This window comes from Burkholderia sp. HI2714 (assembly GCF_002223085.1).
GTDB lineage: Bacteria > Pseudomonadota > Gammaproteobacteria > Burkholderiales > Burkholderiaceae > Burkholderia > Burkholderia lata_D.
In genome coordinates, this window is the sequence record NZ_NKFM01000016.1 from 90,878 (window position 1) to 110,324 (window position 19,447).

The following is a 19,447-nucleotide window of genomic DNA, read 5'->3' on the forward strand; positions in this document are numbered from 1 at the left end:
CTCGTAAGGCCGGGGCGTCATTATAGTTTCCTTTGATGTCGCGCTCGCTTCAGGCGGCCGGTGCGCCGCGTGCGGCGGCCAGCAATCGCGACGTCAGCGGATGGTGTTCGCCGCGCCGCGAGCGGATCGCGTGGATCTCCTCGGTCACGTCGCCCGCGCGCCCGAGCCGGCGCAAGCCGCGCAGCAGCGACGCATCGTTCGCGCCGAGTTCGCTCAGCGGGAACACGCCAAGGCCCCGCGCCGCGAACACGGCCATCAGCGCGCTGTCCTCGAATTCCCCCGCCACGCGCGGGACGATCCGTTCACCCTCCAGCCACTGGTCGAGTCGCGCGCGCAGCGCCGAATGCGCGGTCGGCAACAGCACGGGCAGATCGGCGAGGCACTGCGGAAAGTGCTGCCGCGCGGCCGGCGTGACGAGCGCCGCGGGGCCATACCAGTCGACCGGCGACGCGACGAGCCGCTCGCTCGTCACGCGCAGGTTCGAGCCGGACGGCGCGCCCTGGCCGGCCAGCACGAGATCGAGATGATGCAGCGCCAGCTCCGCGAGCAGCGCATCGTGCTCGCCTTCGTGGCACAGCAGCCGCAGCGTGGGGGTATCCAGCACGGGTGCCAGGATCGCATGCGCGGCGAGCTTGGAGATGCCGTCCGCGAGGCCGACCGCGAGCCGCACGGTCGGCTGGCTGGCCGCCGCGCGCACTTCGTCGGGGATCAGCCGCCCCATCTCGAAGATCGCCTCCGCGCGCGCAAACGCGGCCTGGCCGGCGTCGGTCATCGTGACGCCGCGCCCGGCCGGGCGCAATAACTGGTGCCCGAGCGCTTTTTCGAGGTCGCGCACCTGCGCGCTGATCGTCTGCACGGCCATGTCGAGCCGCGCGGCCGCACGCGCGAAGCCGCCTTCCTTCACGACGACCCAGAAGTAGTACAGATGGCGGAAATTGAGCATCGGATCGTAATTTCGGAAAAACCGAACCAAAAATCAGATTCTGTCTGATTTTTTCGAAGTTCGGGGCGGCCTATGATCTGGCTTTCCACTTTCGTATCGGCCCATTTCATGGACTACCTGCTGACACTTGCCGCCGACCCCGCCGTCTGGGCGGCGCTCCTGACGCTCGTCGTGATGGAAGTCGTGCTCGGCATCGACAACCTGATCTTCATCTCGATCCTCAGCAACAAGCTGCCCGAAGCGCAGCGCGCCCGCACGCAACGCCTCGGCATCGCGCTCGCGCTGGTGATGCGCCTCGCGCTGCTCGGCAGCGTCGCGTGGATCGCGAGCCTCACCGAACCCGTGTTCACGCTGTTCGACCATGCGTTCTCGTGGCGCGACCTGATCCTGCTGTCGGGCGGCCTGTTCCTCGTGTGGAAGGCGACCACCGAGATCCATCACCACGTGTCGCGCGACGGTGACGGCGCGGGCGGTTCGGGCGGTGCGGTCGGCCTGACGATGTGGGCCGCGATTGGCCAGATCGTGATGCTCGACATCGTGTTCTCGATCGACAGCATCGTGACCGCGATCGGCATGACCGAGCACGTGCCGATCATGTTCGTCGCGGTGATCGTCGCCGTCGCCGTGATGTTGTTCGCCGCGCAGCCGCTCGCACGCTTCATCGACCGCAACCCGACCATCGTGATGCTCGCGCTGTCGTTCCTGGTCGTGATCGGCATGACGCTGATCGCCGAAGGTTTCGGTTCGCATGTGCCGAAGGGCTATATCTACGCGGCAATGGCGTTCTCGGCTTTCGTCGAAGGCATGAACATGCTGGCGCGGCGCGCGAAGGCGAAGCGCTCGGCACCGACGGATGGCCACTGAGCCAGCGCGCGTGACACGGCTGCCGCTGCGGTGGCCGGCGTCACGCGCCTCATAGGGAATCCAGACGAAATTCGCACGGAAAGGAGAAGCGTGATGAAATGCCCAGTCTGCAAGACGCCCGACCTGCTGATGGCCGAGCGCCAGTCGATCGAGATCGACTACTGTCCGACCTGCCGCGGCGTGTGGCTCGACCGCGGCGAACTCGACAAGCTGATCGCACGCGAAACCGGCGACGCGCCGGTGCGTCGCGACGCGGTGCCCGTGCGGCACGATGCGCAAGCGCCGCGCGGCCATGACGGCGGGTGGGGGCGAGATGCTCGCTCTTACGACGACCGTGACAGACACGATGACCGCTCGCACGACGATCGCTACAAGCACGACGGCCAGCGTCGCAAGAAATCGGTGTTCGACCTGTTCGACTTCGACTGATTGCGCTGCACGTCGTAATAAAGCCCCGCCGGGCGCGTACCCGGCGGGGCTTTTTCATGCGTGCGGGATGACCGCCCGCGTGGGGCTTATGCGTTGCCGGCCGTCACGTCGATGCGGCGCGGACGCGTTTCCTCGCGGCGCGGAATCGTCAGCGTCAGCACGCCGTCGCGCAGGTTCGCATCGATCCTCGACGTGTCGAGATCGGGGCTCAGCACGAAGCTGCGCGCATAGCGCGTCGCGCGGATTTCGGCGTGCCGCACGCGCAGGTCGGCCGGTATGTCGAGATGCGTGTCGGCTTCGATCGTCAGCGTGTTGTCGTGCACCTTCACGTCGAGGTTCTCGCGCGGCACGCCGGGCAGGTCGGCCCGCAGCGTGACGCCGAGATGATTCTCGACGATGTCGACGGCCGGCGTGATCGCGGGCCGGCGGGCCGCTTCGGCGGCAGCGGGGTGGACGGTGTTCGTCTGACGCTCGGCCAGGGTCGGGTTCGCATTCATGTCGGTATCCTGAGTATTATTGAATGGTGATCGCACGCGGCTTCGATGCCTCGCGCCGGCCGACGCGAATCAGCAGGCAGCCGTTTTCGTAGCGGGCGCTGACCTGGTCGGGATCCGCGTCCCGCGGCAGCTCGACGACACGGCGGAATGCGCCGTGGAAGCGTTCCTGTGCATAGGTGCGCAGATCGTCGCCTTCGCCGCGCGGCGCAGGCTTGCGCTCGCCGCTGATCGTCAGCAGGTCCTTGTCGATCGAGACGTCGAAGTCGGCTGCGGCCATGCCGGGCGCGAACGCAACGATCTCGATGGCACCGTCGGTGGCGCCGACGTTGAGCGCGGGAAAGGCGCCGGGCCGTACCGCGCGGATGCCGGCCGGACGATCGCCGAGCAGGTTGGCCACTTGCCGCTGCACGCGGGCGAATTCGTCGAACAGGTCGCTGCCGAAATGGATACCGCTCATGTTGGTCCTCCTGAACAGGGAACGCGGGAGACGTGACGGCGCGACGCCTGCGGCGGGCGCGTCGTGGATGCTCCACTGGATCGAAACGGGAGCAGTGCGCTGCATGTTGCACTGCCCGACGACGCGTAATTAGTGGCAGCCGAAGCGCATTTCAAGAGGGAATCTGCAATCTGCGTCAATGCAGGCCCGCGCGATTCGATGCGACAATCGCCGCGATCTGTTTGCAGACCAACGACACGGGACAATCATGGACATTCGACGCATCGCGATCGTCGGCGCCGGCGTGATCGGCGCGAGCTGGGCCGCTTTCTATCTGACGCAGGGCTTCGACGTCGTCGCGACCGATCCGGCGCCGCAAGCCGACATGCGGTTACGCGACGCGCTGGCTGCGTTTCTCGGCGACCGGGCCGCCGAACTTTCCGCGCGGCTGTCGTTCGACGCCGATCTCGTGCGTGCGCTCGACGGCGTCGACTTCGTGCAGGAGAACGGCCCGGAGCGGCTCGACCTGAAGCGCGCGTTATACCGGCAGATGGACGACGTGCTGCCCGCGCACGTGCCGATCGCGTCGAGTTCGTCGGGCCTGAAGATGTCGGACATCCAGACCGCGTGCGACAAGCATCCGGAGCGTTGCCTGATCGCGCATCCGTTCAATCCGCCGCACCTGATTCCGCTCGTCGAGCTGGTCGGCGGCGATGCCACCAGCCAGGACGTGATCGCGCGCGTGAAGGATTTCTACGATGCGCTCGGCAAGCAGACGATCGTCCTCAACAAGGAAATGACCGGCCACGTCGCGAACCGGCTCGCGGCCGCGCTGTTCCGCGAGGTGTATCACCTCGTCGGCGAAGGCGTCGTGAGCGTGGCCGATGCGGACAAGGCCGTCGCATGGGGGCCCGGCCTGCGCTGGGGGCTGATGGGGCAGTGCCTGACCTATCACCTCGGCGGCGGCGCGGGCGGGATCGCGCACTTTCTCGAACACCTGTCGGGGCCGATCACGAGCTGGTGGGACGATCTCGGCACGCCTTCGTTCGATCCGGACGTCGATCGCAAGCTGAACGACGAATTGCGCGCGATCCAGGGCGAGCGCTCGATGCAGGAGCTCGCGGCCGAACGCGACCGCCTGCTCGTCGAGCTGATCGACGCGCGGCGCCGTAGCTTCCTGCCGTGATCGCGCCGCGACGTCGCGTACGGGCCGCGGCCGGCTACTGCTGCGCGGCGGTTTGCGGTGCCTGCGGCGTCTGCGCCAGCCACGCCGGGCTCACGGCCTGCACGAGTTCGCGGTTGCGCGAACGTGTCGCGGCGTCCGGCGGGTAGTTGCCGTCGTTGGTCGGCAGTTCGCCGTCGAGATAGGCCTGCTTGAGCTGGTCGATGACTTCCGCGCGTGTCAGGCCCTGTTGTGCCGGGGCCGAAGCGTCGGTCTGGGCAAAGGCGGGGGAGAGCAAGGTGGCTGCAGCGGTCGCGACGGCGAATCGCAGGACGTTGTTCATGGCGTGCTCCGATCAAGGGGACGGGTACCGGACGCGCGCGGCGATGCGCGGTGCGTTCCGATGGGTCCCATTGTCGCGAGCGGGTGCTGCGTGGACGATGACGCGTTCCGGGCAAAGCTGTCAGGTGCGGGCGCGGCCGCACCTGCGTCGGTCGCTCCCGATGCGGTTACAACTCCGACGCCGCCGTGATCAGCGTCGCTTCGAGTGCGAGCGTCGAACGCGACGCGGCCGCTGGCCGGTCGATCACGTATTCGAGTTCGCCGAGTTCGGGCAGCCCGGCCTCGAGCCGTGCGAGCCCGGCCGGGATCACGTAGCCGGCGAACGCGCTGACGCCGAGCCCCGCGCTCGCGGCGGCGCGCAACACCGCGACGCTGCTGCTCACGACCGCGATCCGGTACGGCCGCCCGACGGCCTCGAGCGATTCGAGCACGCGGCGGCGCGACACGCTCGGCTCCGGATGCATCGCGAGCGGCAGCACGGCCTCGTGGCCGGTGATCCGCGAATCGGGGCCCGTGCACCAGTACAGCGGCTCGCTGCGGATCACGCGGCCGCGCCGGCTGCCGGCGATGCGCTTCGCGAACACGAGATCGTGCCGCCCCTCGTCGAGCGCGTCGAACAGGTCGCCCGACAGCCCGGTCGAGATCGCGAGCTCGACTTCCGGATTGCGCTGCACGAAGCTCGCGAGCGCGGCCGTCAGGTGCGCCGACGCGAAATCCTCCGACATCGCGAGCCGCACCTTGCCCGACAGCGGCGGCCCGCACACCGACGTGACGGCCTCGTCCATCAGTTCGAGGATGCGCACCGCGTAGCGGAACAGCGCGTCGCCGTGCTGCGACAGGTGCACGTTGCGCGTGTCGCGTTCGAACAGCGGCCGGTCGAGCAGCTCCTCGAGGCGGCGGATATGCTGGCTGACGGTCGACTGCGACAGGCTCACGCGCTCGGATGCGGCGGTGAAGCTGCCGGACTGGGCGACGGCGACGAAGCTGCGCAGCAGCTCGGGCGGTAACGGGCGCATTGCTAAATCCACTGAATCGGTTTCGACAACTTCATAAATGGCCGCATTTGGCGGCGCTAGTATCGGATCACGCGCCAGTGCGGCCTCCGCGAACGAGGGGCACCGGACGCGTAGCCCGTGTCGTGCCGCCGATGGCATCGGTCAGTCTAAGCCATCCGGCGTCCGGCCCGAAACCGCATCATCCCATCGACCCCGAGAACGCGCTCGCACGACGAGCCGCCGGGCCGCGGCGCCCCGCCGCAGGAGACAGACAGTCCGCCCGGGATCGGCGTGCGGGCCTGGCTCCCGCACGCGTCAGGCGCCCGTCACGAAGAGACTGGAGATGACTCATGATCATCTACGGAACCGCGCTGCTGGCGTTCTGCCACCTGGCCGGACTGTTCCTCGGCGACCTGCTCGGCAGCGCGATCGGCGTGAAGACGAACGTCGGCGGCGTCGGCATCGCGATGCTGCTGCTGATCTGCCTGCGGCTCTGGCTGCACCGGCGCGGCTGGCTGCCGAAGGAGACCGAGGCCGGCGTCGGTTTCTGGGGCGCGATGTACATCCCGGTCGTCGTCGCGATGGCCGCGAACCAGAACGTCGTCGCCGCGCTCAAGGGCGGGCCGGTCGCGCTGCTGGCCGCCGTCGGCGCGGTCGCGATCTGCGCATGCTGCATCGCGGTACTCGCGCGCACGGGGCGCGACGACACGGCCTTCGCGGGCGTGCCGCAATTCGAAGAACAGTGAAGGAGGCCGCCATGCTGCAGATGCTCGAAAAAACCGTCGCCCACAACGGGCTCGTCGCGTCGTTCGCGCTGGTCGGCCTGATCATGTGGCTGTCGTCGATCGCGTCGCGCAAGCTCACGTTCGGCCGCGTGCACGGCTCCGCGATCGCGATCGTGATCGGCCTCGTGCTCGCCTATGTCGGCGGCGCATTCACCGGTGGCGAGAAGGGGCTGGCCGACGTCAAGCTGTTCGCCGGCATCGGCCTGATGGGCGGCGCGATGCTGCGCGATTTCGCGATCGTCGCGACCGCGTTCGAAGTGCAGCCGACCGAGGCGCGCAAGGCCGGGCTCGTCGGCGTCGTGTCGCTGCTGCTCGGCACCGTGCTGCCGTTCATCGTCGGCGCGTGCGTCGCGCGCGCATTCGGCTATACCGACGCGGTCAGCATGACGACGATCGGCGCGGGCGCCGTCACCTACATCGTCGGTCCCGTCACGGGCGCGGCGATCGGCGCGAGTTCCGACGTGATCGCGCTCAGCATCGCGACGGGCCTCGTCAAGGCGATCATCGTGATGGTCGGCACGCCGGTCGCGGCCAACTTCATGGGCCTGAAGACCCCGCGCTCCGCGATGATCTTCGGCGGCCTGGCCGGCACCGTCAGCGGCGTGAGCGCGGGGCTCGCCGCGACCGACCGCCGGCTCGTCCCGTACGGCGCGCTCGTCGCGACGTTCCACACGGGCGTCGGCTGCCTGCTCGGGCCGTCGCTGCTGTTCTTCACGACGCGCGCGCTGGTCGGCGCATAGGCCCGACCGATGGGCGGCTCGAGAGCGGGCCGCATCCATCGCCGCGTCCTCTGAGTCGCATTCGTCAACATCATCAATCGGCGGCGGCGCCAGGCTTAGAATGCCGCTGAACCATCGAAGCGGGAGAACTGTTCATGACGGGATGGAATCACGCGCGGCAGGCGCGCGATGCACGCCTCGCGGCCGGCGCGGCTTACGCGCAGGGCAAGCGGGTCGATGCGCGCGACACCGTGGCGTTGCTCGAAGCGGTGCTGCGGCCCGGCGACCGCGTCTGCCTCGAAGGCGACAACCAGAAGCAGGCCGACCTGCTCGCGACGGCGCTCGCCGACGTCGACAGTGCGAAGGTGCACGACCTGCACATGGTGCAATCGGGCGTCGTGCTGCCCGAGCATCTCGACGTGTTCGAGCGCGGCATCGCGAAGCGTCTCGACTTCGCCTACTCTGGCCCGCAGTCGCAGCGGATCGCGAAGCTGCTGTTCGGCGGCAAGATCGCGCTCGGCGCGGTGCACACCTATCTCGAGTTGTTCGCACGCTACTTCATCGACCTCACGCCGCAGGTCGCGCTGATCGCCGCGGTCAGCGCGGATCGCGACGGCAACCTGTACACCGGCCCGAACACCGAAGATACGCCGACCGTCGTCGAGGCCACCGCGTTCAAGGACGGCATCGTGATCGCGCAGGTCGACCGCATCGTCGACAAGGTGCCGCGCGTCGACATCCCGGGCGACCGCGTGCATTTCGTCGTCGAGGCCGGCCGGCCGTTCTACGTCGAGCCGCTGTTCACGCGCGATCCGGCGGCGATCACCGAAACGCAGATCCTCACCGCGATGCTCGCGATCAAGGGCATCTACGCGCCATACGGCATCAAGCGCCTGAACCACGGGATCGGCTTCAACACGGCCGCGATCGAGCTGCTGCTGCCGACCTACGGCGAGAAGCTCGGGCTGAAGGGCAAGGTGTGCTCGCACTGGGCGCTCAATCCGCATCCGACGCTGATTCCCGCGATCGAGTCGGGCTGGGTCGAGCAGATCCACTGCTTCGGCTCGGAAGTCGGGATGGACGACTACATCCGCGCGCGCTCCGACATCTGGTTCACGGGCCCCGACGGGTCGCTGCGCTCGAACCGCGCGTTCTGCCAGACCGCCGGCCTGTATGCGTGCGACATGTTCATCGGCTCGACGCTGCAGATCGACCTGTCCGGCCATTCGTCGACGGTCACGGCCGAGCGCATCGCCGGTTTCGGCGGCGCGCCGAACATGGGCAGCGACGCGCGCGGCCGGCGCCATCCGAGCGAGCCGTGGCTGAAGGCCGGCGCGGAAGCCGATCCCGACACGCCGGCGGCGCTCAGGCGCGGCCGCAAGCTCGTCGTGCAGATCGGCGAGACGTTCGGCGACAAGAACGTGCCGATGTTCGTCGAGAAGCTCGACGCGCTGAAGCTCGCCGACAAGCTGCAGCTCGACCTCGCGCCGATCATGGTCTACGGCGACGACGTCACGCACATCGTCACCGAGGAAGGGATCGCGAACCTGCTGATGTGCCGCGACAAGGACGAACGCGAGCACGCGATCCGCGGCGTCGCCGGCTATACGGAAGTCGGCCGCGGCCGCGACCGGAAGATGGTCGAGCGGCTGCGCGAGCGCGGCGTGATCCGTCGCCCGGAGGATCTCGGTATCGATCCGCTCGACGCCGATCGCCGCTGGCTCGCCGCGCGTTCGATCAAGGATCTCGTGCACTGGTCGGGCGGCCTGTATGCGCCGCCGGCCCGGTTCCGCAACTGGTAAGGACAAGGGCATGGAACAGTTGAACTATCGCTTCACCGCGCGCGAACGCGCGAAGGGCGAGCAGGCCGCGGCGCTCGTCGGCGTGGTGGCATCCGGCAATCTCGAAGTGCTCGTCGAGCGCGTGCTGCCGGGCAACGAATGCGAGATCGACATCCGCACGGCGGCGGTCGGGTTCGGCGCGGTGTGGCAGGCCGTCGTCACGGATTTCGTCGAGCGGCGCACACCGGGCGGCCTGAAGCTGTCGATCAACGACGGCGGCGCGCGGCCCGACATGGTGTCGCTGCGGCTCGCGCAGGCGGTGCGGGCGATCGAGGGAGAGGCAGCATGAACGACGTGAAGCACGATCACGACGCCCCCGCGTTCGTCGCGAATGCCGCGAGCTGGTACGAAGCATCGGCGCGGCAGCGCATCGACGGGCTGCTGGACGCGGGCAGTTTCAGCGAATTCCTCGGCCCGGCCGAGCGCGTGACGAGCCCGCACCTGCCGCTGTTCGACCTGCCGCAGCAGTTCGACGACGGGATGGTGGTCGGCCACGGCCGGCTCGACGGCCAGCCGGTGTTCGTCGCCGCGCAGGAAGGCCGCTTCATGGGCGGCGCGTTCGGCGAAGTGCACGGCGCGAAGCTCACCGGGCTGCTGCGGGCTGCGCGCGAAACCGGCAAGCCGGTGCTGATCCTGTTCGATACGGGCGGCGTGCGGCTGCAGGAAGCGAACGCGGGCGAACTCGCGATCGCCGAGATCATGCGCGCGCTCGTCGAAGCGCGCACGGCCGGCGTGCCGGTGATCGGGCTGATCGGCGGGCGCGCGGGCTGCTATGGCGGCGGTGGGTTGCTCGCCGCGTGCTGCTCGGCGCTCGCGGTATCGGAACAGGGCCGCATCAGCGTGTCGGGCCCCGAAGTGATCGAGACCAATCGCGGCGTCGAGGAATTCGATGCGAAGGACCGCGCGCTGATCTGGCGCACGATGGGCGGCAAACACCGGCGGCTGATCGGCGGCGCGGATCGCTACGTGGCCGACACGCCCGAAGCGTTCCGCGCGGCGGCGCTCGAGCTGATCGGCCGTGCGCCGAAGTTCGATGCGGCGATGCTGCGCGCGGAGCAGGCCCGCCTCGAAGCGCGCGTCGAACGGTTCGGCGCGTGCAAGGATGCGCTCGACGTGTGGCGCACGCTCGGTGCAAGCGCACCGGAAGCGATTCCGGGGATGCCGGACGATGCCTTCGCCGCGCTCGCGGACCAACTGCAGGAGAGCTCGCATGACGCTCGATGAAGTCCTGGATTCACTGTTCCCGCAAGGCCATTCGATCGCCCGTCACGGCGGCCTGCTGACCGGCCACGCGGAACTGGCCGGCACGCGCGTCGACGTGATCGGCGTCGCCGACCGTTTGCCGTTCGGCATCGACGAGGCGCTGACGCTCGCGGCGCGCGTGCTCGACACGATCGAGCGCGGCGGCGACACGCCGATCCTCGTGCTGGTCGACAGCGACAGCCAGCGGATGAGCAAGCGCGACGAGCTGCTGGGCCTGAACGAAGGGCTGTCGCATCTCGCGAAGTGCCTGATGCACGCGGATCTCGCCGGGCACCGGACGATCGGCGTGTTGTATGGCCACACGGCCGCCGGCGCGTTCATCGCGACCGCGCTCGCGACGCGCACGCTGCTCGCGGTGCCGGGCGCCGAGCCGGAGGTGATGGACCTGCCGTCGATGTCGCGCGTGACCAAGCTGCCGATCGACGTGCTGAAGGAGATGTCGCGCTCGACGCCGGTGTTCGCGCCGGGGCTCGACAATCTCGTGAAGATGGGCGCCGTCGACGCCGTGCTCGATCCGGCCCGCGCGCTCGACGCGCAGGTCGGTGAATGGCTCGGCAAGCCGGCCGACCGCGCCGACCCGCGTGCCGCGCGCGGCCGGCCGGTTGCCGCCGATGTCGCCCAGCGCGTCGAGGCACTCGCGCGTGCCGCACGCTGAGCTGCCGCTGCGCCGCCACACGCTCGTCACGCTGACGGCGGCGGGGTGGGGCGCGGCATTCGCGCGCGATCCCGCGCTCGCGGCCGATCCGCTCGTGCAGGCGTGGGCCGAACGCGGCTGGCCGCTGATCGTGCGCCGCGCGTCGCCCGACGAGGCCGATGCCGGCCGCGTGCCGCTCGGCCTGCCGCTGCCGCCTTCCGCGGGCAAGCGGCGCATCGCGCTGAGCGCGGCTACCGACGCGCTCGCGGCGGTCGGCCCGCTGCCGGCGTTGTCCGACGTGCTCGCCGCCGCGCCCGAAGCGTGGCGCACGGCGTTGCGCGAACTCGATGCGCTCGGTGCGCGTTACGGCGTGCAGGGCCGCGTGTTCGGCAGCCTTGCATGGCAGGCGCTGACGGGCGAACCCTATCTGGGGGCGTCGTCCGATCTCGACATCGTGTTCCCGCTGCCGGACCCGGCGTCGCTCGCGCCGCTGCTCGACGGCCTCGCGGCGATCGACGCGCGCGCGCCGATGCGCATCGACGGCGAACTGCTGCGCGACGACGGCGCGGGCGTCAACTGGCGCGAACTGCATACGCGGCAGCCTGAAGTCGCGGTCAAGACCGCGATCACCGTCGAACTGATGCCGGCCGACGCATTCATCGGAGGTGCGCGATGAGTGCATGGGCTGCCTGCCGCGTACCGGCGCCGTCCGAAGCCGAGCGCATCGCCGAACTGGCCGAGCGCAGCCTCGTGCTCGAAATCGCGACCTTTCCGAAGCCGGGGCTCGTCAGTCATGTCGACACCGGCAGTCACACCGACATGGATGCCGCGACGTTCGCCCGCAGCGCCGCCGTGCTGCGGCCGTATTTCGCCGAGTTGGCCGACGCGGGCGCACGCGATGCGGACATGGCTGTGCTGCGCAAGATCGGCCTGCGTGCCGAGCACGCGATGCTCGCCGCGACCGGCGGCGTCAACACGCATCGCGGCGCAATCTTCGGGCTCGGGCTGCTGTGTGCGGCCGCGGGCCGCCGTGCGATGCCGGGGGCCGTGCCGGTCGGAATGACGCTCGGTGCGTTCGTTTCGCGCCGCTGGGGTGCCGATATCCTCGGCGGCCCGCGCTTGCCCGACAGCCACGGCGAACGCGCGAGCCGCCGCTACGGCGTCGGCGGCGCACGTCGCGAGGCGGCCGACGGTTTCACGACCGTCTATGCGGTCGGACTGCCCGCGTTGCGTCGCGCGCAGCGTGACCTGCCGGGCGACCCGGAAGCCGCGCGCGTCGATGCATGCTTCTCGCTGATCGCCGCGCTCGACGATACGAACCTGCTGCACCGGGGCGGGCAGGCCGGCCTCGACTTCGCGCGGGCGACCGCACGCGCGTTCGTGGCACGTGGCGGTGTGCGTGCGCGCGACTGGCGGCTGCGCGCGGCCGCCGCGCATCGTGCGTTCGTGGCACGGCGGCTGAGCCCTGGCGGCGCGGCCGACCTGCTCGCGATGAGCGTCTTCGTCGATGCGTTCGACGTTGACGAGGGCGCGCGATGACGCTGGCCATCCTCTGTTCGGGACAGGGCGCGCAGCGCGCCGACATGTTCGACCTGACCGGCGCCGCGCCGCAGGCCGACGCGCTGTTCGCGCATGCCGGCCGGCTCCTCGGCGACGATCCGCGCGCATGGGTCCGGCAGGCCGGGCCGGACGCGCTGCGCGAAAACCGTGCCGCGCAGATTCTCTGCACGGTCCAGGCGCTCGCCGCCGCCGTGCTGCTCGACGCGGTGTGGCCGCGCCGGCGCTGCGTCGCCGGCTACAGCGTCGGCGAAGTCGCGTCGTGGAGCGTCGCGGGAATGATCGAGCCGGACGCCGCGCTCGACCTGGCCGATGCGCGTGCGCGCGCGATGGATGCCGCGAGCGGCGGCGACGAGCGGATGGTGTTCGTACGCGGCCTGACGCGCGCGCAACTCGCGCGGTTGTGCGACGGTCGCGACGCGGCGATCGCGATCGCGAATCCCGGCGACGCGTTCGTGGTCGCCGGGCGGCAGGCCGATGTCGATGCGGTGGCCGACGACGCGGCGCGCGACGGCGCGCTGCGCGTCGCACCCGTCTGCGTGCGGATCGCGTCGCACACGCGCCGGCTCGCCGCGGCCGTGCCAGTGTTTCGCGCGTCGCTCGCCGCGACGCCGGTGCGGCGGCCGCTGCCCGGCGCGCGGCTGTTTTCGGGGATCGATGGCGCATCGGTGCTCGACGTCGACGCCGGCCTCGACAAGCTTGCGCGGCAGATCGCGGAGCCGGTCGAGTGGGCGGCCTGTCTGGCCGCCTGCGTGGAGGCCGGTGCGACCGCGTTCCTCGAGCTCGGTCCCGGCCGCGCGCTGGCCGAGATGGCGGGCGGCGCCTATCCGGCGCTGCCGGCGCGCAGCCTCGCGGATTTCCGTTCCGTCGACGGCGTGGCGAGCTGGCTCTCACGCGTCGCGGCGGGCTGATCGACCGCATGAAAAACGGGCTGTAACCCGCGCATCGGGCACCGGTTTTGCGCTGTGTGTTGCGCCGGCGCAGCAGCATCGCAGGTGGTGCTTGCCACGCGAAATGGCGTCGCTAAAATGGCGCCCGCCATGAGACCAGCCGCCTTCCTTCTCGCCGCGCTTTGCTGCGCGGCGAGCGCCCACGCCGCCCAGATTCCGTCCGATGCCGCATCGGTCGGCACATACTTTTCGTATGACAATGCGGCGGCCGACGCGACCGTCGACCTGATCGGGCAGGCGCAGCGCCGTGTGCTGCTGGCCGGTTACACGCACGTGCCGCCGGCGGTCGCGAGCGCGCTGCGCGCCGCCCGCGCGCGCGGGGTCGAGGTGCGTGTCGTGCTCGTGCGTTCGCCGCGCGCGGGCAGGTACAGCGGCGCGGGCTATCTGAAATCCTCCGGTATCGACGTGGCGATCGATTCGCGGCACGGCGATCCTGCGCCGCGCTTCGTGATCGTCGACGACAGCGTCGCGCTGACCACGCTGTCCGAAGGCGCGGCCGCGCATGCGGAAACGGTGAACGTGTTCCAGCGTGCGCCCGAGCTCGCGCAATCCTATGCACAGTCGTTCTGGCGGCTGTACCGGCAGGCCGGCGGCCTCTGACCTTTCCCTCGGCGCCGCGCGTGCCGGTGTGACCCTGCTTGCATCGGCGCGGCCGATGAACCATGCTCGTTGACAGGCGCCGCGCGGGTTTCGCGCATCCGGCGCAACGGCAGGGAGCCGATCGTGTTCGAGTGTTTTGCCGATCGCACCGATGCCGGCTGCCAGCTGGCCGGCGCATTGGGTGATTACGCAGGGCGTGGCGATGTCGTCGTGCTCGCGTTGCCGCGCGGCGGTGTGCCCGTCGCGTATCCGGTCGCGTGTGCGCTGCATGCACCGCTCGACGTGCTGGTCGTGCGCAAGCTCGGCGTGCCGTACGATCCCGAGCTCGCGATGGGCGCGATCGCGACGGGCGGCGCGATTCATCTGCAGCGTTCGGTGCTCCGCTCGATGAACGTATCCGACGAACAACTCGCCGACGTGGTCGCGCGCGAGACCGCCGAACTGCATCGGCGCGAAGCGCTGTATCGCGGTGCCGCGCCGCCGCTGCCGGTCGAAGGGCGCATCGCGATTGTCGTCGACGACGGCGTCGCGACCGGCGCGTCGATGCGCGTCGCGCTGCAGGCGCTACGCGAGCGTCACCCGGCGCGGATCATCGCGGCTGCCCCGGTCGCGCCGGCGGGTACACGGCATGTGTTCGACGATCTGGCCGACGCATTCGTCGCGGTGACGCTGCCGCTGCCGTTCTTCGGGATCAGCCAGTTCTACGCGCGCTTCGAGCAGACGAGTGACGACGAGGTGCGCGCATTGCTCGACGCGGCGCGGCGCTGATTCGGCGTCACGTCCGCCTGATGCGGCGCGGGCGAGGGCGGCGGGATTCGGCCCACGCGAACACGCGCTGCAGCATCGGATGCACATCCCCGTGCCAGCGCGCCCCCGTAAACAGCCCGTAGTGATCGCAGTCGTCGATGTCGATGCGGAAGCGCTCGTCGTCGGCGAGGCCGCTGCACAGGTCAAGCGCCGCGTGCGTCTGGCCGGCGCCCGTGACCTTGTCGCATGCACCTTCGACGGTCAGCAGGACGATGCCGCGCAAGGCCGCCGGCTCGACGCGCTGGCCGCCCACGTCCCACGTGCCGAGCGCAAGGCTCATGCGCTGGAACACGATGTCGACCGTATCGAGGAAATACTCGGCCGGCATGTCGAGCAGCGCCGTGTATTCGAGCAGCGCGCGCCGCGCGCCGGCGAGCCCGGTCATGTCGAAGCGCGACGCGGCCAGCGCGTACGCTTCGATCAGCGACAGGAAGCGCTGCGGGTACACGAGCGCGATCTCGCCCTGTTGCAGATAGGTGGGAAACACGTGGCGGCCGTGTCCCGCGAAGCCGGGCGGCACGACGTCGATCAGGTGGCGGCGGCACCAGCCGAGCGAATGCGCGGCAGCGGCTGTGCCGAGCGCACTCGGATTCCGGCGCGCGTCGAGCGGGCCGCCGATCAGCGTGATGCTCGCGGGCGAGGGGAGACCGCGGGCCGCCCGCAGCGCGAGCGCGCCGAGCGCCGGCACGGTCGCCTGGCACACGGCGACGACATGCAGCGGCCGGTCGTCGTGCGCGAGCCCGTCGACGAAGCCGTCGAGTGTCGCGACGTACTCGTCGAGCCCGAAGCGGCCTGACGCGAGCGGCACGTCGCGCGCATTGCGCCAGTCGGTGATGCAGACATCGCCGTCCGCGAGCAGCGTCTCGACGGTTTCCCGCATCATCACGGCCGCGTGCCCGGCGAGCGGCGCGCACAGCAGCACCGTGCGCCGCGCGTCGGCGCGCGTGAAGTGCCGCAGGTCGCAGAACGGCGTGCGCGCGACGACGCGCTCGCCGAGCGCCGGCCAGCCGATGTCGAAGTGCGGGGGGGCGTCCGGCGGCCCGAGCAGCGGCTCGATCAGGTCGTCGTAGCACGATGACGCGGCATGCGGCAGCGTGGCCGCGGGCCACGCGTCGAACGCGTGCCGCGTCGCGGCGCGCCAGGCGCGCATCCATTCCCGCTGCTGCTCGACGAGGGCATACCACATGACGAACCTTGGGGCGGAAGGGGCGTGAACTTGCATTATGGTCACTGTGGCCGGACAACGTGAGCCCCGTGCGCGGCCGGTTGATGTGCATCAGGCGCACGGGCGCACGGGCGCGAAGGCCGGCCGCGCACGTTCCGCTATGTCGGCAAACGCATTCGTGGCGCCGGCGCCGGCGCCGGCGCGGGTCCGGTGCCGGCGGCGGCGGGCGCTAGGCGAAGCCAGACGACGCTGCTACAGTCGTCGTTCCCATTCCCCTCAAGCGGAGCGTTCGCGATGAAGCTGATCGGCATGCTGGATTCCCCGTTCGTGCGTCGGGTCGCCGTTTCGGCGAAGCTGCTCGACCTCCCGTTCGAACACGAGTCGATCTCGGTGTTCCGTCATTTCGAGCAGTTCAGGGCAACCAACCCGGTCGTCAAGGCGCCGACGCTCGTGACCGACGACGGCGCGACGCTGCTCGATTCGTCATTGATCGTCGACTATCTCGATCATCGGGTCGCGCCCGAGCGGCGCTTGCTGCCCGATACCGCCGATGCACGGCTGCGCGCGCTCGTGCCGGTCGGCTTCGCGCTGGCGGCCGCCGAGAAGACCGTGCAGGTCGTCTACGAGCAGGCGCTGCGTCCGGCCGACAAGCAGCATGCGCCGTGGCTCGAGCGCGTGCTGAGCCAGATCGAGGGCGCATACGGCGCACTGGAGCCGCTCGTCGCGGCCGCGAACGGCTGGTTCGGCGGCGCGCGCCTGCTGCAGTCCGACGTGACGGTCGCGGTCGCATGGCGCTTCACGCAGTTCATGGCCGCCGACTACCCGGTGCTCGCGCGGATCGATCCGGCCCGTTATCCGGCACTGGCCGCGCATTCGGCGCGGGCGGAAGCGCTGCCGGCGTTCGTCGAAACACCGCTCGTCTAGGGCCTGTTCACGCTAATAACGGGCTTGCGCTGGCCACCAGAAGGGCCGAGCGCAAGGATTGCGACGAAGCGAATACTCGACGTATTCGCGAGGAGCATGACGCGGCGATCGGCCCTTCTGGTGGCCAGCCCCACGAATGAACTTTCCCGAACAGGGGAACGCGCCTTGCCGGCCGTATTGCGGCGTCGATCGTCGCTTGTTTGGCTCGGCCAAACGGCGCTCCTCACTCCTTGCACTACGACCGGCAAGGCGCGTTCGCAAGCCCGTTATTAGCGTGAACAGGCCCTAGGCGTCGCGGCGACGTGCGGCGGAGCCCCGCGCCGCTGCCCGTCGCCCGCTCAGCCTTGTCGGGCATGCCGTTGTCGATTGTTCTCGGCGGCTGACAAGTGACTTCGCATTCGCGCTGTTTATCCGGACGCGGCCGGTCCCTAGAATCCACTCCATCGAATGACGCCTTGCCTGATGGAGCCGCAGATGAAAGCCCTGATCGAATCGAGCCTGTACCACCCGTCCCTCGTGTTGCCGCTTGCCGCGCTGACGCAGCTGATGGTCGAGCGCGATTTCAATCTCGGTCAGGTCGGGCTGATCGTCGCGGCGCGCGGTGCGCAGGCCGCCGTGTCGCGCTCGCGAGCGCTGATTTTCTGCCGCCACTGCGAAGCGCAGGCATGAGCGCGCTGGCGTCGAATGGATGAAAAAAAGCCCGGCCGGCGCAAGCCGGTCGGGCGGATCGGGTTCGATCGAGCCCCGGCTTCGGCCGGGGCTTTTTCATGGGTGACGCTCAGGCGCGTGCCGGCGACGCGACACTGTAGATATCCGACTCGTCGTCCTCGCGCATCTGGCCCACGAGCTGGTGGGCTTCGCGGCGCGACGCGACGGCCGGCGGCGAGCCCTTGAGCGGCTGGCGCGCGGTTTCGGCGAGCGCGACGACCGACACGATGCCGATCACGGCGGCGCCCATCATGTAGTACGCGGGCATCATCAGGTTGTGCGTGACGTCGACCAGCCAGGCGGTCACGAGGGGCGTCGTGCCGCCGAACAGCGACACCGACACGTTGAAGCCGATCGCGAGCGCGCCGTAGCGGATCTCGGTCGGGAACAGCGCCGGCAGCGCCGACGGCATCACGCCGGTAAAGCACGACAGCAGCACGCCGAGGATCAGCAGGCCGCCGAACACCGACGCCGTGGTGCCTGCGTGGATCAGCATCATCGACGGGATCGACAGCGCGAGCAGGCCGACGCAGCCGGCGAGCATCACGGGCTTGCGGCCGATCTTGTCCGACAGGCGGCCGGCGGCGAGCGTCAGCGGCATCATCAGGACCATCACGATCAGCACGAGCACGAGGCTGTGCGATTCGTCGAAGTGCAGCGTCGACGACATGAAGCTCGGCAGGTACGACAGCACCATGTAGTCGGTCACGTTGAAGATCAGCACGAGGCCGACGCACAGCAGCAGGGCGCGCCAGTTGCGCATCAGCGTTTCGCGGAAGCGCGCCTTCGGCACGGCCTTGTCCTGCGCTTCGCGCTCTTCGGCCTGGCGCTTGAACGCGGGCGTTTCCTCGAGCCTCATCCGGATGTAGAGACCGATCAGGCCGAGCGGGCCGGCGATCAGGAACGGCACGCGCCAGCCCCACGACAGCAGCGCTTCCTGCGACAGCGACGCGGTGAGCAGCGCGACGACGCCCGCGCCCATCACGTAACCGATCAGCGTGCCGAACTCGAGGAAGCTGCCCATGAAGCCGCGGCGCTTGTCGGTCGAGAATTCGGCGATGAAGGTGGCCGCGCCGCCGTATTCGCCGCCGGTCGAGAAGCCCTGCACGAGGCGGGCGACGAGCAGCAGCACGGGCGCCATGATGCCGATCGACGCGTAGCTGGGGATCAGGCCGATCGCGAAGGTGCCGACGGCCATCATGATCATCGTGGCGGCGAGCACGCGCTGGCGGCCGATACGGTCGCCGAGCGGGCCGAACACCATGCCGCCGAGCGGGCGCACGAGGAACGCGGCCGCGAACGTGCCGAAGGTCGCGAGCAGCTGCGCGGACGGGCTGCTGGACGGGAAGAACACCTTGCCGAGCGTGACGGCGATGTAGCTGTACACGCCGAAGTCGAACCATTCCATCGCGTTGCCGATGGCCATGGCGCTGACGGCGCGCTTGAGGAGGCTCTGGTCGACGACGGTGATGTCGTCCGCGACGAGCGGGGCTTCGCCGGACGACGAAGCGGTGGAAGAGGCAGCGGTCGGGCTGACGTGTGTTGCGGTCAAGGTCATGCACTCCTTTGACTGCGCCGAACGGGCGAGCCGTCCGACACGGTTTGCCGGCGAGCGCGGTGTCGGGTGCGGCGCGTCGGGGCAGACCTTTAAGCACTTACTGCACAATGGGCGGTAAAGGGCCGTAAGGGGCTGCTTCGACGCGGGCCCGATGGGCCGTCGCGACAGTGCGCTCATGAAGAATGGGCCGCGTGATGCAGGCGGCAGCTGCCGGTGCGGACGGTGTCCAGCGTTCCGGCAAGCGCCCCGGAGGGGCAACGAAACGAGA

General features: G+C 69.7%; 23 protein-coding genes. 16 read left to right on the forward strand and 7 right to left on the reverse strand.

Annotated elements, in window-relative coordinates; all coding sequences use genetic code 11:
* Nucleotides 1–49: 49 nt before the first annotated feature.
* Nucleotides 50–943 (reverse strand): LysR family transcriptional regulator, encoded by an 894-nt coding sequence (locus CFB82_RS06860; RefSeq protein WP_089483703.1) that lies wholly within the window; start codon nucleotides 941–943, stop codon nucleotides 50–52.
* 108 nt (nucleotides 944–1,051) lie between these two features.
* Here CFB82_RS06860 and CFB82_RS06865 point away from each other — a divergent pair, with 108 nt between their 5' ends.
* Both CFB82_RS06865 and CFB82_RS06870 read left to right on the forward strand, forming a co-directional pair.
* A complete protein-coding gene (locus CFB82_RS06865; RefSeq protein ID WP_089483704.1) occupies nucleotides 1,052–1,807 on the forward strand; it encodes a TerC family protein in 756 nt (251 codons plus the stop codon).
* Between the two features lie 93 nt (nucleotides 1,808–1,900).
* Entirely contained in the window at nucleotides 1,901–2,236 is a 336-nt protein-coding gene (locus CFB82_RS06870; protein ID WP_089483705.1) for a TFIIB-type zinc ribbon-containing protein, read from the forward strand.
* Nucleotides 2,237–2,322: 86 nt separating this feature from the next.
* Here CFB82_RS06870 and CFB82_RS06875 read toward each other — a convergent pair whose 3' ends face one another.
* Both CFB82_RS06875 and CFB82_RS06880 read right to left on the reverse strand, forming a co-directional pair.
* Nucleotides 2,323–2,733, reverse strand: a complete 411-nt coding sequence (locus CFB82_RS06875) for an Hsp20/alpha crystallin family protein (protein WP_089483706.1) — start codon at nucleotides 2,731–2,733, stop codon at nucleotides 2,323–2,325.
* A gap of 16 nt (nucleotides 2,734–2,749) precedes the next feature.
* On the reverse strand, nucleotides 2,750–3,190 hold the full coding sequence (locus tag CFB82_RS06880; protein WP_069247624.1) for an Hsp20/alpha crystallin family protein: 441 nt from the start codon (nucleotides 3,188–3,190) through the stop codon (nucleotides 2,750–2,752).
* Nucleotides 3,191–3,437: 247 nt separating this feature from the next.
* Here CFB82_RS06880 and CFB82_RS06885 point away from each other — a divergent pair, with 247 nt between their 5' ends.
* Nucleotides 3,438–4,355, forward strand: coding sequence for a 3-hydroxyacyl-CoA dehydrogenase NAD-binding domain-containing protein (locus CFB82_RS06885; RefSeq protein ID WP_089483707.1), 918 nt, complete (start codon nucleotides 3,438–3,440; stop codon nucleotides 4,353–4,355).
* Nucleotides 4,356–4,389: 34 nt separating this feature from the next.
* Here the strand turns inward: CFB82_RS06885 and CFB82_RS06890 are convergent, their stop codons facing one another.
* Nucleotides 4,390–4,674 (reverse strand): DUF4148 domain-containing protein, encoded by a 285-nt coding sequence (locus CFB82_RS06890; RefSeq protein ID WP_089483708.1) that lies wholly within the window; start codon nucleotides 4,672–4,674, stop codon nucleotides 4,390–4,392.
* A 166-nt stretch (nucleotides 4,675–4,840) separates the two neighbouring features.
* A complete protein-coding gene (locus CFB82_RS06895) occupies nucleotides 4,841–5,689 on the reverse strand; it encodes a LysR substrate-binding domain-containing protein (RefSeq protein ID WP_069247627.1) in 849 nt (282 codons plus the stop codon).
* Nucleotides 5,690–6,018: 329 nt separating this feature from the next.
* On the opposite strand from CFB82_RS06895, the gene madL reads away from it, so the two are divergent.
* From madL to CFB82_RS06950, 11 genes are all read left to right on the forward strand, one after another.
* Nucleotides 6,019–6,414, forward strand: coding sequence for a malonate transporter subunit MadL (gene madL, locus CFB82_RS06900; protein ID WP_006485307.1), 396 nt, complete (start codon nucleotides 6,019–6,021; stop codon nucleotides 6,412–6,414).
* 11 nt (nucleotides 6,415–6,425) lie between these two features.
* A complete protein-coding gene (gene madM, locus CFB82_RS06905; RefSeq protein ID WP_027808885.1) occupies nucleotides 6,426–7,193 on the forward strand; it encodes a malonate transporter subunit MadM in 768 nt (255 codons plus the stop codon).
* Between the two features lie 134 nt (nucleotides 7,194–7,327).
* Nucleotides 7,328–8,974: a malonate decarboxylase subunit alpha gene (gene mdcA, locus CFB82_RS06910; protein WP_089445317.1), complete on the forward strand. Its 1,647-nt coding sequence runs from the start codon at nucleotides 7,328–7,330 to the stop codon at nucleotides 8,972–8,974.
* A gap of 10 nt (nucleotides 8,975–8,984) precedes the next feature.
* Nucleotides 8,985–9,302 carry a malonate decarboxylase acyl carrier protein gene (gene mdcC / locus CFB82_RS06915; protein ID WP_069247629.1) on the forward strand — a complete coding sequence of 106 codons (318 nt, stop codon included), beginning with the start codon at nucleotides 8,985–8,987 and terminating at the stop codon, nucleotides 9,300–9,302.
* Entirely contained in the window at nucleotides 9,299–10,237 is a 939-nt protein-coding gene (locus CFB82_RS06920) for a biotin-independent malonate decarboxylase subunit beta (RefSeq protein WP_089483709.1), read from the forward strand. Before mdcC ends, CFB82_RS06920 begins: the two co-directional genes overlap by 4 nt.
* Nucleotides 10,224–10,931 (forward strand): biotin-independent malonate decarboxylase subunit gamma, encoded by a 708-nt coding sequence (gene mdcE, locus CFB82_RS06925; RefSeq protein ID WP_089483710.1) that lies wholly within the window; start codon nucleotides 10,224–10,226, stop codon nucleotides 10,929–10,931. Before CFB82_RS06920 ends, mdcE begins: the two co-directional genes overlap by 14 nt.
* The gene (gene mdcG, locus CFB82_RS06930) at nucleotides 10,918–11,586 is read left to right on the forward strand and encodes a malonate decarboxylase holo-[acyl-carrier-protein] synthase (RefSeq protein ID WP_089483735.1); all 669 of its coding nucleotides are present in this window, start codon (nucleotides 10,918–10,920) and stop codon (nucleotides 11,584–11,586) included. Before mdcE ends, mdcG begins: the two co-directional genes overlap by 14 nt.
* Nucleotides 11,583–12,449: a triphosphoribosyl-dephospho-CoA synthase MdcB gene (mdcB, locus tag CFB82_RS06935; protein WP_089483711.1), complete on the forward strand. Its 867-nt coding sequence runs from the start codon at nucleotides 11,583–11,585 to the stop codon at nucleotides 12,447–12,449. The genes mdcG and mdcB overlap by 4 nt, the downstream gene beginning before the upstream one ends.
* The gene (locus tag CFB82_RS06940; protein WP_089483712.1) at nucleotides 12,446–13,378 is read left to right on the forward strand and encodes an acyltransferase domain-containing protein; all 933 of its coding nucleotides are present in this window, start codon (nucleotides 12,446–12,448) and stop codon (nucleotides 13,376–13,378) included. Before mdcB ends, CFB82_RS06940 begins: the two co-directional genes overlap by 4 nt.
* Before the next feature lie 117 nt (nucleotides 13,379–13,495).
* Nucleotides 13,496–14,017, forward strand: coding sequence for a phospholipase D-like domain-containing protein (locus CFB82_RS06945; protein ID WP_069247634.1), 522 nt, complete (start codon nucleotides 13,496–13,498; stop codon nucleotides 14,015–14,017).
* Nucleotides 14,018–14,140: 123 nt separating this feature from the next.
* On the forward strand, nucleotides 14,141–14,785 hold the full coding sequence (locus CFB82_RS06950) for a phosphoribosyltransferase (protein WP_089483736.1): 645 nt from the start codon (nucleotides 14,141–14,143) through the stop codon (nucleotides 14,783–14,785).
* Between the two features lie 7 nt (nucleotides 14,786–14,792).
* Here CFB82_RS06950 and CFB82_RS06955 read toward each other — a convergent pair whose 3' ends face one another.
* The gene (locus tag CFB82_RS06955) at nucleotides 14,793–16,010 is read right to left on the reverse strand and encodes a polyhydroxyalkanoate depolymerase (RefSeq protein ID WP_089483713.1); all 1,218 of its coding nucleotides are present in this window, start codon (nucleotides 16,008–16,010) and stop codon (nucleotides 14,793–14,795) included.
* A gap of 273 nt (nucleotides 16,011–16,283) precedes the next feature.
* Between CFB82_RS06955 and CFB82_RS06960 the strand changes: the two genes are divergently transcribed.
* A complete protein-coding gene (locus CFB82_RS06960; protein WP_089483714.1) occupies nucleotides 16,284–16,913 on the forward strand; it encodes a glutathione S-transferase family protein in 630 nt (209 codons plus the stop codon).
* A 474-nt stretch (nucleotides 16,914–17,387) separates the two neighbouring features.
* Nucleotides 17,388–17,582, forward strand: coding sequence for a hypothetical protein (locus CFB82_RS06965; protein ID WP_069249260.1), 195 nt, complete (start codon nucleotides 17,388–17,390; stop codon nucleotides 17,580–17,582).
* Nucleotides 17,583–17,691: 109 nt separating this feature from the next.
* Here the strand turns inward: CFB82_RS06965 and proP are convergent, their stop codons facing one another.
* Complete coding sequence (gene proP / locus CFB82_RS06970; RefSeq protein WP_089483737.1) at nucleotides 17,692–19,179, reverse strand: glycine betaine/L-proline transporter ProP; 1,488 nt, start codon at nucleotides 19,177–19,179, stop codon at nucleotides 17,692–17,694.
* Nucleotides 19,180–19,447: the final 268 nt, after the last annotated feature.